The sequence below is a fragment of the Gelidibacter japonicus genome (assembly GCF_010725055.1).
In the GTDB taxonomy this organism is placed as follows: domain Bacteria; phylum Bacteroidota; class Bacteroidia; order Flavobacteriales; family Flavobacteriaceae; genus Gelidibacter; species Gelidibacter japonicus.
In genome coordinates, this window is record NZ_BJKB01000017.1 from 80235 (window position 1) to 93951 (window position 13717).

The 13717-nt window shown below is 40.1% G+C and carries 9 protein-coding genes; 1 reads left to right on the forward strand and 8 read right to left on the reverse strand.

Features of this window, described 5'->3' with window-relative positions; translation table 11 throughout:
- Positions 1-24: 24 nt before the first annotated feature.
- The 7 genes from G6N06_RS15840 to G6N06_RS15870 form a co-directional block, all read right to left on the reverse strand.
- Positions 25-1095, reverse strand: a complete 1071-nt coding sequence (locus G6N06_RS15840) for a cytochrome c oxidase subunit II (RefSeq protein ID WP_163517761.1) — start codon at positions 1093-1095, stop codon at positions 25-27.
- A gap of 25 nt (positions 1096-1120) precedes the next feature.
- Entirely contained in the window at positions 1121-2455 is a 1335-nt protein-coding gene (locus G6N06_RS15845; protein ID WP_163517762.1) for a quinol:cytochrome C oxidoreductase, read from the reverse strand.
- Positions 2456-2457: 2 nt separating this feature from the next.
- Positions 2458-3039 (reverse strand): c-type cytochrome, encoded by a 582-nt coding sequence (locus tag G6N06_RS15850; RefSeq protein ID WP_163517763.1) that lies wholly within the window; start codon positions 3037-3039, stop codon positions 2458-2460.
- Positions 3040-3044: 5 nt separating this feature from the next.
- On the reverse strand, positions 3045-3578 hold the full coding sequence (locus G6N06_RS15855; protein ID WP_163517764.1) for a DUF3341 domain-containing protein: 534 nt from the start codon (positions 3576-3578) through the stop codon (positions 3045-3047).
- A gap of 1 nt (position 3579) precedes the next feature.
- The gene (locus G6N06_RS15860) at positions 3580-5331 is read right to left on the reverse strand and encodes a helix-hairpin-helix domain-containing protein (protein WP_163517765.1); all 1752 of its coding nucleotides are present in this window, start codon (positions 5329-5331) and stop codon (positions 3580-3582) included.
- A 31-nt stretch (positions 5332-5362) separates the two neighbouring features.
- Positions 5363-8488 carry a TAT-variant-translocated molybdopterin oxidoreductase gene (locus G6N06_RS15865; RefSeq protein WP_163517766.1) on the reverse strand — a complete coding sequence of 1042 codons (3126 nt, stop codon included), beginning with the start codon at positions 8486-8488 and terminating at the stop codon, positions 5363-5365.
- Positions 8489-8556: 68 nt separating this feature from the next.
- Positions 8557-9852, reverse strand: coding sequence for a c-type cytochrome (locus G6N06_RS15870; protein WP_163517767.1), 1296 nt, complete (start codon positions 9850-9852; stop codon positions 8557-8559).
- 295 nt (positions 9853-10147) lie between these two features.
- Here G6N06_RS15870 and G6N06_RS15875 point away from each other — a divergent pair, with 295 nt between their 5' ends.
- On the forward strand, positions 10148-10531 hold the full coding sequence (locus G6N06_RS15875; RefSeq protein WP_163517768.1) for an SPOR domain-containing protein: 384 nt from the start codon (positions 10148-10150) through the stop codon (positions 10529-10531).
- A gap of 353 nt (positions 10532-10884) precedes the next feature.
- Here G6N06_RS15875 and infB read toward each other — a convergent pair whose 3' ends face one another.
- Positions 10885-13689, reverse strand: coding sequence for a translation initiation factor IF-2 (infB, locus tag G6N06_RS15880; RefSeq protein ID WP_163517769.1), 2805 nt, complete (start codon positions 13687-13689; stop codon positions 10885-10887).
- Positions 13690-13717 lie beyond the last annotated feature (28 nt).

Genomic DNA, 13717 nt, shown 5'->3' on the forward strand with positions numbered 1-13717 from the left:
TACTTGTTTAAAACGATTTTATTATTATTTCAATGATTCTTTGAAAGTCTTTTGCTCAGCTATCCAAGCATCAAACTCCTCCTGGGTCTCAACGATAATATTCATCTGCATATTATAGTGCGACTTTCCACAAATCTTATTACAAAGTAAAAGGAAATGGAATTCGTACGGATCCAATTCTTCTTCACCTTTCGCCATTAATTCTTTGCTCTTTTCTGCCCGGATATTATTGATATTTTCCACTTTGGCAATCATTTCTGGAGTTTCGCGCATTTCCTTAGTGGTCAAAGTCGGTGTAAATGCAAATTTTGTGATCATTCCAGGAACACAGTTCATTTGCGCTCTGAAGTGAGGCATGTATGCAGAGTGCAATACATCTTGCGAACGAATTTCAAAAAGGACCGGCTTGCCAACTGGCAAATGCAATTCTTTTACAATAATATCATCTTCAGCATTCGGATCGGCTTCATCAATACCCAAAACATTTGCTTTGTCGATATCGATTAATCTTACGTTGGCCATACCCAAAACATTGTCTTGACCAGCATAGCGCGCTGTCCAAGCAAATTGTTGAGCGTATAATTCCACAACCATCGGATCAGCATCTTCATCAATATTCATAATGGAATTCCAGGTGAAAAGGCCGTAAATGATCAATCCAGCCAATACGATAACAGGGATTATGGTCCAAACTGCTTCTAAAGTGTTATGATCGGCAAAATATAATGCCTTCTTACCCTTCTCTCCTCTATATTTAAAAGCAAAATAGTGAAGTAAAAACTGAGTGATAATCTGTACGGTAAAAATCACTATCATGGAAATCAACATCAAATTATCGACCTCTGCCCCGTGTTCTGAAGCTGCATTTGACATTAGGGGCAAATCACCCCAATACACAAAAGAGATAATTGTAATGATATAAATAAAGGCTAAAAAAGCCAACATCAAATATCCATTGATCTTATTATCGTAATCAGTTGCTATTCCATTATTTATGGTTTCTGTACGCACTTGGGCGAGATCAAATATTTTGACCATTTGCCAAATAGCTACCGCCGCAAAAAGTACTATGATAATTATGAATAAAGCAGTCATTGTCGTTTCTCTTCTTTATAGGTTATTAATAATGGAAATTTTCACTTTCTTTAATAAATGGATTGCCTTTTGGTGTCAAAGGAGCTTTTGTCATTGATGTAAATACCACCAGTAAGAACAAGCCTCCAAGTAATAAAATAGATCCAATTTCAGGAATTCCAATGTACCATCTATCGCCAACAGTGGCCGGCATAATCATTACGAACAAATCGACATAATGGCCAATTAAAATAACAACGCCACACATCATCACAAACCAAGGTACTCGTTTGTAATCGCTATGCATCAAAATCAAGAATGGGAACACAAAGTTTAGCACCAACATTCCAAAGAAAGGCAATTTATAATCCTCTATTCGCGATACAAAGTAAACTACTTCTTCCGGAATGTTTGCATACCAGATAAGCATGAACTGAGAGAACCATAGGTAAGCCCAGAAAATACTAAATCCGAACATATACTTTGCCAAGTCATGAATATGGCTATCATTTACCAATGGAAGAAGTCCTTTGCCTTTCAAATAGATGGCGACCATGGCAATCACGGTTATCCCTGCGACAATCATACCTGAAAAAACATACCATCCAAATAGCGTACTGAACCAATGCGGATCTACGCTCATGATCCAATCCCATGACATAATGGATTCCGTGTACAAGTAAAACACTAGGAATCCAGCAGCAATTCTAAACGATTTTTTAAAGTTTCTGATATCCCCTGGCTCAGCATTATCTTGAGCAATTGAAAATTTACGGGCAAAATACCAGTATGTACACCAACCACCAATGAAAATAATGGCTCTGATCAGAAATGCCGTAATGTTTAAATATCCCGATTTGTTTTGTATCAATTTATCATCGGCTACCACATCTGGGTTCATCCAAACAAATATCTCGTTGTGATGTCCAATATAATGCGAACCAACTGCAAGAAGGATGACAATAATGGCACCTGGCAACAAGTAAGCAGAAATAGCTTCCATCACCCTGAACAATACCGGCGACCAACCTGCTTGTGAAGCAATTTGAATAGCGTAAAACGCTAGGACTCCAAGGGCAATCGTCATAAAGAACAAGGCGGATACGTACATTGCAGACCAAGGTCTTTTCGCAATCTGTTCCTGGACGTGTTTTGCATGTTTATCATCCTGAGATACGTCTGCATGTTCTGAACCGGCACTTTCGGTGTGTTCTTGTACAGAAGTTTCATGTCCACCATCATGTGCATGTTCTTCAACGAGCATTGTCTTAACCTCTTCTAAAGATTTATGAGATGTCATAAAACCGTAAGCCACTCCTAATACACCCAAGACAATGAGGATGATGGAAAATGTCTTTAATCTATTTGAAATTGTGTACATATCTATATTGAATCTTTAACAGTCTGACTTCCTCCTAATTCTGATTTTAATTGCATCACGTAATCCACAACTTGCCAACGCTCTTCTTCATTTAACTGATTAGCATAAGAACCCATAACGTTCTTACCATAGTGAATGGTGTGGTAAACACTTCCTTGAGTCAATGCTCTTCCTTGATCATCAAAAGAAGGTACGCCTAAAATCTTTTCGCGTTTCACCAAGATGCCTTGGCCATCTCCTTTTTTACCATGGCATACCCCACAGTAAATATCATATAACTGACCCCCTCTTGGCCCATCTATCTGAGTGGAATCCAAAGGCGATACTAAACTTGCCTTCGCTAAGTTATAGCCTTCGATACTACCGTCAATATCAAAAGGTTTATGGCCTCTTGCTACAGATCCTTCAACTGGCAATTTCGCTTCCATGCCATCAGGTAAAAACTCAACTTCGCCGTATGCTTCATAACCAATCGGCTCATACATATCCGGAAAGAATTGATAATTAGGCTTCGATTTATTTTGACATGATGCAAAAGAAACCAAAACGACCATCAAAATTATTAATTTAAATAAGCTTTTCATGTGTATTAGTGTGCTTTATCAATTAAGGTAACTTCTACAGCTCCTGTATTTCTCAATATATCAAACTGTTCATCAACATTATCCCCGGCACTGATTTCCATTAAGAAATGATCGTCCGTTGTTCTTGTATCAGGATTTTCAGCTTTTTTAAAAGGCCACATCCTACTGCGTAGATAAAATGTGATGACCATTAAATGCGCTGCGAAAAACACAGTTAACTCAAACATAATGGGAATAAATGCTGGCATGTTTTCTAGATAACTAAAACTTGGCTTTCCTCCAATATTCTGAGGCCAATCTTCAATCATCATGTAGTTAATCATTACGATAGAAACTACTAAACCTGCCAAACCGTATAGAAAGGACGTGATTGCCAATCTTGTTGGTGCCAATCCCATTGCTTTATCCAATCCGTGAACCGGAAATGGTGTATATATTTCTTCAATATGATATCTCTCTGCCCTTACTTTCTTAACGGCGGCCATCAAGACATCATCATCCGTATACATAGCGTGAATAACTTTTGAAGATCCTTCCATACTATTTTTTGTTGTTGATTAATATTTTAGCTTGTCCGGCCCAATCATCGCGTTCTGCTCTTCCCGGGAAAGAAGCAGTAATTTCGTCTAACAAGTCATATTCTCTTTTGGTCATTTTACTTACTTGTAAGAAAGAATAGATTCCGATCCCATTAAGGACTTCCTCCATTTTCGGACCAACTCCATTAATTTGCTGTAAGTCATCTTTAGCCTGAGTCGTCGGATCAAAAACACCAACACTATCCATCAATTCATTAATCGCTTTTGGATCATGGGGTTTTACCGTCGATTTCTCATCAACTATAGGCGTTCCTGCATGAATATTTACGTTGTGAGTGCGAGGATCGGTACCCGTACCAACCAGACTTCCACCAGATTCTCTGATACGTTTGTAACGCTGGCCTGAGGATTTCATGATGGTTTTGATTTCTGCCTGTGCCACCACTGGGAAAGTACGTGCATAAAGCAAGAACAATACAAAGAAGAATCCAATGGTGCCTATGAAAATTCCAATATCCACAAATGTTGGTTGGAACATCGTCCATGCTGAAGGCATATAATCTCTATGCAAAGATGTCACGATAATTACAAATCGCTCAAACCACATCCCCACGTTTACGACGATGGAAATAAAGAACGAGAACATGATACTGGTACGCAGTTTTTTGAACCACATAAACTGTGGCGAAAACACGTTACAGGTCATCATCAGAAGGTATGCCCACCAGTAAGGTCCGGTAGCTCTGTTCAAGAATGCATACTGCTCATATTCGACTCCAGAATACCAAGCGATAAATAATTCCGAGATATAAGCAACCCCAACAATTGAACCCGTGATCATGATTACAATATTCATCAACTCAATATGCTGAACGGTAATATAATCTTCAAGGCTCACTACTTTTCTCATGATAATCAATAGGGTGTTCACCATGGCGAAACCAGAGAAAACTGCTCCTGCAACGAAATAAGGCGGGAAAATAGTGGTATGCCAACCTGGAACTATAGACGTAGCAAAGTCAAAGGATACAATGGTATGTACAGATAGTACCAACGGTGTAGCCAAACCGGCAAGAACCAAAGACACCTCTTCAAATCGTTGCCAATCTTTTGCTCTACCTGACCATCCAAAAGCCAATAACGAATAGATTTTCTTTTGGAAAGGCTTTACAGCTCTATCGCGAATCATAGCGAAGTCAGGCAATAAACCAGTCCACCAAAAGACTAAAGATACCGATAGATAGGTTGAAATCGCAAACACGTCCCAAAGTAACGGCGAGTTAAAGTTAACCCATAAGGATCCAAATTGGTTTGGAATTGGTAAAACCCAATAGCCCAACCATGGACGACCCATGTGGATAAGAGGGAACAGCCCTGCCTGAATAACTGCAAAAATGGTCATCGCTTCCGCAGAACGGTTAATTGCCATACGCCATTTTTGACGGAACAATAGCAATACTGCCGAAATTAATGTCCCTGCGTGACCAATACCAACCCACCAAACGAAGTTGGTAATGTCCCAAGCCCAACCGATGGTTTTATTTAGGCCCCAAACTCCAATTCCTGTTGCTATGGTATAAACTATACAACCAATTCCCCAAAGAAAGGCTGCAAGTGAGATAGAAAAGACTATCCACCATGATTTATTGGCTTTACCCTCTACAGGTTTAGCGATATCCACAGAAACATCGTGGTATGATTTTTCACCTAAAACTAAAGGTCTTCTAATAGGTGCTTCGTAATGAGACGCCATAATGCTTTTAGAATTATTTCTTAATTAATAATTATGATTCCGTTGTATTTCTCACAATTGTGTGATACTGAACGTTGGGTTGTGTTCCAATATATTCAAGTACGTGATACATACGTTTATCCTCTTTCAGTTTCGCAACTTTACTCTCTTTATCGTTAATGTCTCCAAATACCATAGCTCCAGTACCACAGGCTGCTGAACATGCCGTTTGGAATTCGCCATCTTTAATTTCACGTCCTTCACGCTTGGCATCGAGAATTGTTTTTTGTGTTTTTTGAATACACAATGAACATTTTTCCATAACCCCACGAGAACGCACAACAACATCAGGATTCAATACCATACGACCTAAATCGTCGTTCATATTGTAATCAAACTCATCATTTTTATTGTAACGGAACCAGTTGAAACGACGTACTTTGTAAGGACAGTTGTTTGCACAGTAACGAGTACCTACGCAACGGTTATAGGCCATATGATTTTGACCTTGGCGTCCATGGGACGTTGCTGCAACAGGGCAAACAGTTTCACAAGGAGCATGATTACAGTGCTGACACATCATTGGTAAGAAAGCTACCTGAGGATTATCAGCCGCAATTTCCATCTCATGCAACGTGCTTTTGATACCTGTATCGCCCAATAGGCCATCTGCTGCCTCTTTTCTTTCTATATCCCCTGTGAAGGTGTCTTCAGAAGAATAGTATCTATCAATACGCAACCAATGCATATCTCTACTCTTTCTAATTTCAGATTTACCTACTACCGGAACGTTATTTTCGGCATGACAAGCAATGACACAGGCACCACATCCAGTACATGCATTCAAATCAATAGACAAGTTGAAATGATGTCCAATAGATCTATCAAATTCATCCCACAAATCGACCTCCGTTGAAGGTGTTTCAATATGATTTAACGACACTTTTGGAAGTGGATTCCAAAATTCTTTATCCTTAGTATTAAAGATTTCAAGCGTGGTTTCCTTAATGATATCTCCACGGCCCATTAGCGTGTTATGCAACTGCACACAAGCAAACTCATGAACTCCCGATACCAGTTTGATCGATACGTCGGTTTGGGCACTGTTAAAATCTTTATAAAACTGGTAAGCATTCTTACCCGTTTGCATTTCTTCCTTAAGTCCTTTTGTGCGTCCGTAACCAAATGACAAACCTACAGAGCCTACGGCCTGACCTGGTTGTATAATAGCAGGAATGGTTATGGTCTGTCCGTTCACTGACAACTCCACCAAACTACCATTAAGACCACCATCGGCAACATGCCAATTTTTGATCTCCAATTTTTTAGCATCAGCACTGGATACGGTTACATAATTGTCCCATGACGTTCTTGTAATAGGGTCAGGGAACTCTTGCAACCATGGGTTATTGGCTTGTTTACCATCTCCCATTCCCGTTTTTGTATAGAGTTGTAATTCCATACCCTCAGCAGATCCTGCAGATGCCAATGCCCTTGCAGCGCCTCCTCCTGAGGACTCTGGCAGAGCCTGGGCAGCAGCGTCACCCTCCACATCGGAAGATGGTCCAGCACCCAAAACACTTGTCAAAGCGGTAGAAACATAAACTCCATCATGTAATGCTTGATTAAATGAAGCTCCACCAAGTATGCCTGTACTCCAATTTTCCTTGATAAAATCAAAGTAGGTCAAATCACTTCCTATCCATTTCAACAAAGCTTGTTGGAACTGACGGGTATCAAATAACGGACGGATGGTTGGTTGCATTAAACCAAAATGTCCTTTTTTAAGCTCCACATCACCCCAAGATTCCAAATAATGAGGTGTAGCAGCAATATATTGAGATTCAGAAGCAGTCTCATCGGCCTTCATTGAAAACGCAATAGACAATTCTGTTTGTTTTAATCCTTCGGCAAATTCATTTGCGTTGGGTAATGTATATAATGGATTGACACCATTCATTATGATCGCACCAACTTTACCAGCATTCATATCCGCTATCAAAGTCATCACGTCCTTATCACTACCTTGTCTTTTCTTAATGGGAGATTTGGTATCAAAGGCTTTACTTCCCAAAGCCGAGTTGATTTCCAATGCCACTGTTTGTGCATTGACATCATTGATTCCAGTAACCAAAACACCATTGCTTCCAGCTTTCTTTAATTCGGATGCCACTTTTTGAATGGCCTCGTCCAATTGGGCCGGTAAGTCTGTTGAAACAGATTGTCCAGTAACATAACTGTACAGTTTAGCTAAGGCTTGTTTTTGCTGTGAAGGTGTTGCTGGGATACGTTTATCGGCATTAGCACCCGTTAGGGACATATTTGCTTCAATTTGAATGTGCCTTGACATTTTTCCATCTGTAGGCACACGACCTTTGGCATAACCCGATTCAAATCCACCGCCTTGCCAATCTCCAAGGAAATCAGCACCAACAGAAACTATTGTCGACGCTTTGGAGAAATCGTAATTTGCCAATGCACGTTCTCCGTATTTTGCTTGAAAAGCATCCAACGCACAAGATTCGGAAACCGCATCATAAACGACGTGACGCACATTGCCATATTTTTCTTTAAATGCAGAAATCAACTTGCTGGTTGATGGACTAGCGAAAGTTTGTGTCAATAACACAATCTCCTTTCCTCCATTCATAACATCCGTCAGCTTCTGATTCGTTTCAGAATCAAAGGTCTCCCATGAAATATCAGATCCCTCTTTTTGAGGTCCTTTAATTCTCAAATTATCGTATAGACCTAAAATTGACGCATGCACTCTGGCATTGACACCGCCTTGAGAGGCCGCCAAATCGTTGTTATCAATTTTAATTGGTCGTCCTTCACGAGTTTTCACTAAGACACTTGCGAAATCAAAACCATCAGCAATTGTTGTCGCGTAAAAATTAGATACTCCTGGAATGATTTCTTCTGGCTGCACAACGTAAGGAATCGATTTAATAACCGGACCCTCACAAGCCGCTAAAGATGCCGCAGCCGTACTGAAACCAACATATTTTAAGAAATCACGACGTGTTGTTGAAGATGTTTCCAAATTGGACTTGTTGCCTAGAAATTCGTCTGTCGGAATTTCGTCAACAAATTCTCTTTGTTTAAGCGCCTCAACAATAGAGCTGTCTGTGTTCAGCTCCTCAACACTTTTCCAGTATTTCTTGTTTGATGACATATTCTTTAATAGTTATTAGTTGATAGTTAATGGTTTTTGGTGCAAACCAACACTGTATCTTTATTTTATTAATAATGACATTTACCACATTCTAAACCTCCCATCTGCGCAACGGTAAGTTTTTCGACTCCATATTTCTTGGACAATTGTTCATGGATCTTGGTGTAGTATTCATTATTCTCAATTTTCACATCCGTGGTTCTATGACATTCAATACACCAACCCATGGTCAATGGAGCGAACTGCGACATGATCTCCATAGACTCCACTGGACCATGACATGTTTGACATTCGATTCCTCCAACGGTAACGTGTTGTGCATGATTGAAATATGCAAAATCAGGAAGATTATGAATACGGATCCACTTTACAGGCTGTGGCTCTCCCGTATATTTTTGCTCGTCAGGATTCCAACCTGTGGCCGCATATAGCTTTTGAATTTCTTCATTATAATCAACACCATAGGTCTTGCCCTCGGCATAGGTATCTTCTGAAACTTCTGATATGGACTTATGACAGTTCATACACACATTCAATGAAGGAATACCTGAAGTTTTACTTACACGAGCAGACGAGTGACAGTACTTACAATCAATCCCGTTGTCTCCTGCATGGATTCTATGCGAATAATGGATGGGCTGAACAGGAGCGTACCCTTCGTCAACACCTATTTGCATGAAATAACCATAAACAAAATAGGCACTGGCCAACAATAATAAAATGACGGTCACCAATACCAAGAATTGATTCTGAACAAAGGCTTTCCAGATATTGTCTTTTTTGTCGCCTTCAACAATAACACCTTTAGCCTCTGCAAAACGATTTAAAGTACGTCTTACCAAAACCAAAGCCATGGCCAAAAGTCCAAACAACAAGGCTAATGCACCAAGAATCAATTGGTTTGAAGTCCCCGAGTCTCCTCCGTCTGCACCACTGGCAGTTTCCGTACCTGCCACCGGGGCAGGAGCCTTTTTCTCCTCAGCAGTATACGCCAAAATATCACTGATATCTTGGTCAGACAACTGCGGAAACGGCATCATTGGCAATTGATTATACTCGTTGTATATTTTAACAGCATAAGGATCGCCAGCATTGACCATACCCATACTATTATGGATCCAGGCAGTCAACCATTCTCTATCCAGACCTTGCTCATCGGCCAATCTCTGTTCAATATTTCGAAGTGGCGGCCCGGTCATGGGTCCGTCTAATTTGTGACAAGCAGCACAGTTAGAATTATATAATGTTTTTCCTTTGACAGGGTCACCATCCTGAGCCTGAAGGGACGCTGAAAACGTAAGTAAAATAAAAAACCCTAAATGAAGAAATTTAGTGGCCAATTTACAGTGTATCACCTGTTTCATATTGTTAGTTGAATTATCTTCCAAACTTTGGTACGATTTTTTCATTAAAAAGAAAAAAATACAGTTATAAAATCACTCGCAAAAGTAACACTTAAAGTCGATTTTAGAAATGTTACAGAAGTGTTAATTGATAATTTATAAACATTCTAAATAATAAATTTCAGGTTATTTAGTTTATTGATTTCAGATAAGGACATTACAAATTAAATTTGATATTTTTGCCAAATGTCTAAGCTTCTAAAAACCATCATTTAAAATAATAAATGAGATCATTCGCTTAAAGAATATACACACCATGAGGAAACCTGATTTAAGATTACCCTTTTTCGCATTTGCTTTTTTTTCGGCCACACTCGCAATTCATGCCCAAGATGGCATTGTGACCGTAGAACAAAATAAAGATATCGACAAACTTCTTGAGTTTAAAAAAGACGTACGGAGCACGATAGATGCTTTTGTGATTCAAGTTTACAACGGCCCACGTGGTGGTGCCCAATCTGCCAGAAGCCAAGTGGCAACGCTATTTCCCGATTGGAGCAATACGATCGAGTACGAATCTCCAAATTACAAAATTTGGTTGGGCAACTTCAGAACACGTTTGGAAGCGGATCGCGCATTAATGAAAGTCAAAAAAAGCTACCCTGATGCTTTGGTATTGCGCCCTAAGAAAAATAGATAGGCCGTCTTAAAAAGAGACTGAAAACAGACTTAAATGATTTAGTTATATGTCTTTTATCACACCTTCAAAAAGTTTATTTGAAAATGATAAAGAACTCTCTTCACACGCCTAATTCAGAATAATTGGAACAACTTTAAAGGTGGTTTATGGGCAGGTTTGGATTTGCTGGATTGATTCTTCAAAACATGCCATCATTGCCATGTTAAAGAAAGCAACAAGCCCCTTGAACTGAACAAATACGTTTTCAGATGGTCCGGATCACTTCCAATACGAATCATAAAAACAGATCATAAACAACAAAAAAAACGGCAACTCAATGAGAGTCGCCGTTTTTGACATATTCAGATTGAAATTTATTTCAATTTCTTTTTTACTTCAATTTCATGGAATGCTTCAATAACATCGTTTTCATGAATATCATTGTAATTCTTGATTTGCATACCACAGTCGTACCCTTTTGATACCTCCCTAACATCGTCCTTAAATCTCTTCAGCGACGATAGCTCACCTGTGTAAACCACTACACCTTCTCTAATCAAACGGATGCCTGAGTTTCTGAATATCTTTCCAGAAGTAACCATACACCCGGCAATGGTTCCGACTTTAGAAACTTTAAAGATTTCTCTAATTTCAGCAGTACCAGTGATTTCCTCTTTGAGCTCAGGAGACAACATGCCTTCCATCGCATCTTTAAGGTCATTGATGGCATCATAGATAATAGAGTACATTCTGATGTCGATTTCTTCCTGATCTGCAATTTGACGTGCGTTACCCATTGGGCGTACATTAAACCCGATAATAATGGCATCAGATGCCGTCGCTAACAATACGTCACTTTCTGTAATGGCTCCAACTCCTTTATGAATAATGTTTACTTGAATTTCTTCAGTAGACAATTTTTGGAATGAATCTGTCAATGCTTCCACTGAACCGTCCACATCACCTTTAAGAATGATATTCAACTCTTGGAAGTCCCCAAGTGCTATACGACGTCCAATTTCATCTAAAGTAATATGACGTTGGGTTCTAACGGATTGCTCACGTTGCAATTGGGTACGTTTTGCCGCAATCTGACGTGCTTCACGTTCTTCTGCAAACACAGCAAACTTATCTCCAGCTTGTGGTGCACCGTCCAATCCTAAAATAGAGACCGGTGTAGAAGGGCCAGCAGCTTCAACGTTTTTACCACGTTCATCATGCATTGCTCTTACTTTACCACTGTTTTTTCCAGCTAACACATAGTCGCCTACTCTTAAGGTTCCAGCTTGTACCAAAATGGTAGATACATAACCTCTTCCTTTATCAAGAAACGCTTCTACTACAGTTCCAACCGCAGGTTTATTTGGATTTGCCCTTAGCTCTAACAATTCAGCTTCTAAAAGCACTTTTTCCAATAGGTCCTTAACGCCTTGTCCTGTTTTGGCTGAGATATCATGCGATTGGATTTTTCCGCCCCAATCTTCAACCAATAAGTTCATCTGCGCCAAACCTTCTTTTACCTTTTCAGGATTAGCCGTTGGCTTGTCTATCTTATTAATGGCAAATATAATCGGTACTCCCGCAGCTTGCGCATGTGAAATAGCCTCTTTGGTCTGCGGCATAATGGCGTCATCAGCTGCAATCACAATAATGGCCAAATCCGTTACCTGCGCTCCACGGGCACGCATTGCCGTAAAGGCCTCGTGTCCTGGTGTATCAAGGAATGCCATTTTCTGACCGCCTTCCAATTGTACCGCATAGGCACCAATATGTTGTGTAATACCACCTGATTCTCCAGCAATCACATTTTCCTTACGAATGTAATCCAACAACGATGTTTTACCGTGATCTACGTGGCCCATGACCGTAACAATTGGCGCACGTGGTTTTAAATCTTCAGGTCGGTCTTCAACAACTTCAATACTATCTTCAAGATCTGAGGTTACAAATTCCACCTCATAACCAAACTCGTCTGCCACGACCGATAAGGTTTCGGCATCCAAACGCTGGTTCATGGTGACCATCAATCCTAAAGACATACATGCTGAGATGATTTGCGTCACAGGAACATCCATCATTGTAGCCACTTCGCTTGCCGTAACAAACTCGGTAACTTTCAACACTTTGCTTTCCGCTTCTTGCTGCTCAATATCCTTTTCAGTCTGTTGACGGTGTTGATCTCTCTTATCTCTTCTATATTTAGCTCCTTTTCCTCTATTGGTCTTGCCCTGTAGCTTTTCAAGAGTTTCTCGAACCTGTTTTTGCACATCTGCTTCGCTTGGCTCTTCCTTTACAGTGCTCGTACGGCCTGGTCTTCCCTTATGAGGAGTACCCGAACCTCTATTCGCTCCAAAACTCGGTTTTACCCCAGGAGCTGCAGGGCCCTTGCTGATACGGCGTCTCTTCTTTTTGTTGGCATCGCCTGCAGCAGGTTTCTTTTCTTCTTTTTTCCTTTTCGGCTTATTGAACTGGGAAAGATCGATCTTTTCTCCAGCAATTTTAGGACCAGACAGCTTTTGATACTGTGTTTTCATCAGCTCATCTTCAGCCTCAGGAACATCAGTTTTATCTGTCGTCTCAACGTCTTCTGCTTTTTCGGTCTTCTCTACTTTCGCAACAGGTTCAGCCTTCTCCGTCTTTTTGGTCTTTTCAGTCTCTATGAAGGTTTCCTTAGCTTTCTTAGGTTCTTCCTTGACTTCAGCTTTTGGAGTCTCTTTTTCAGCAGTGGAAACTGAGGCCTCAGGCTGCTTTGGTGTTTCAGTTGACTTCTCTACTTTAGGTTCTTCCGGTTTTGCATCTTCAACCTTTTCGGTACTTTCGGACTTTTTAGGGTCCAAGTCGATTTTCCCAACTTGTTTAGGCCCTTTAAAAGGTGCTTTAGCTCTTACAATTTGCTTGCTGGCTTCCTCCCTCTTCAATTTCTCCTCAATCTCACGCTCACGCTGCTCACGTAATTCCTCCTTTTCTTTCAACTTAGCCTCACTAACCTCCTGAGAGGCCATTTTCTTATTGGCATCGGTTTGAAATTCATTGGAAAGAACCATATGAACATCGTCTGATATTTTCGTATTGGGACTCTTTTCCACACTGATGCCCTTCGATTCCAAGAAATCAACTGCGCGATCAATAGAAATATTGAGCTCTCTTAATACTTTATTTAATCTAATTGTATCAGCCATAAATTGCTTCTAATATAACTTAATATGT

Excerpts from the sequence above, each read along its gene's own strand:
- infB (WP_163517769.1), bottom strand. The coding sequence starts at position 13,689 with ATGGCTGATACAATTAGATTAAATAAAGTATTAAGAGAGCTCAATATT.
- G6N06_RS15855 (WP_163517764.1), bottom strand. The coding sequence starts at position 3,578 with ATGGAAGGATCTTCAAAAGTTATTCACGCTATGTATACGGATGATGAT.
- G6N06_RS15875 (WP_163517768.1), top strand. The coding sequence starts at position 10,148 with ATGAGGAAACCTGATTTAAGATTACCCTTTTTCGCATTTGCTTTTTTT.
- G6N06_RS15840 (WP_163517761.1), bottom strand. The coding sequence starts at position 1,095 with ATGACTGCTTTATTCATAATTATCATAGTACTTTTTGCGGCGGTAGCT.
- G6N06_RS15860 (WP_163517765.1), bottom strand. The coding sequence starts at position 5,331 with ATGGCGTCTCATTACGAAGCACCTATTAGAAGACCTTTAGTTTTAGGT.
- G6N06_RS15870 (WP_163517767.1), bottom strand. The coding sequence starts at position 9,852 with ATGAAACAGGTGATACACTGTAAATTGGCCACTAAATTTCTTCATTTA.
- G6N06_RS15850 (WP_163517763.1), bottom strand. The coding sequence starts at position 3,039 with ATGAAAAGCTTATTTAAATTAATAATTTTGATGGTCGTTTTGGTTTCT.
- G6N06_RS15845 (WP_163517762.1), bottom strand. The coding sequence starts at position 2,455 with ATGTACACAATTTCAAATAGATTAAAGACATTTTCCATCATCCTCATT.
- G6N06_RS15865 (WP_163517766.1), bottom strand. The coding sequence starts at position 8,488 with ATGTCATCAAACAAGAAATACTGGAAAAGTGTTGAGGAGCTGAACACA.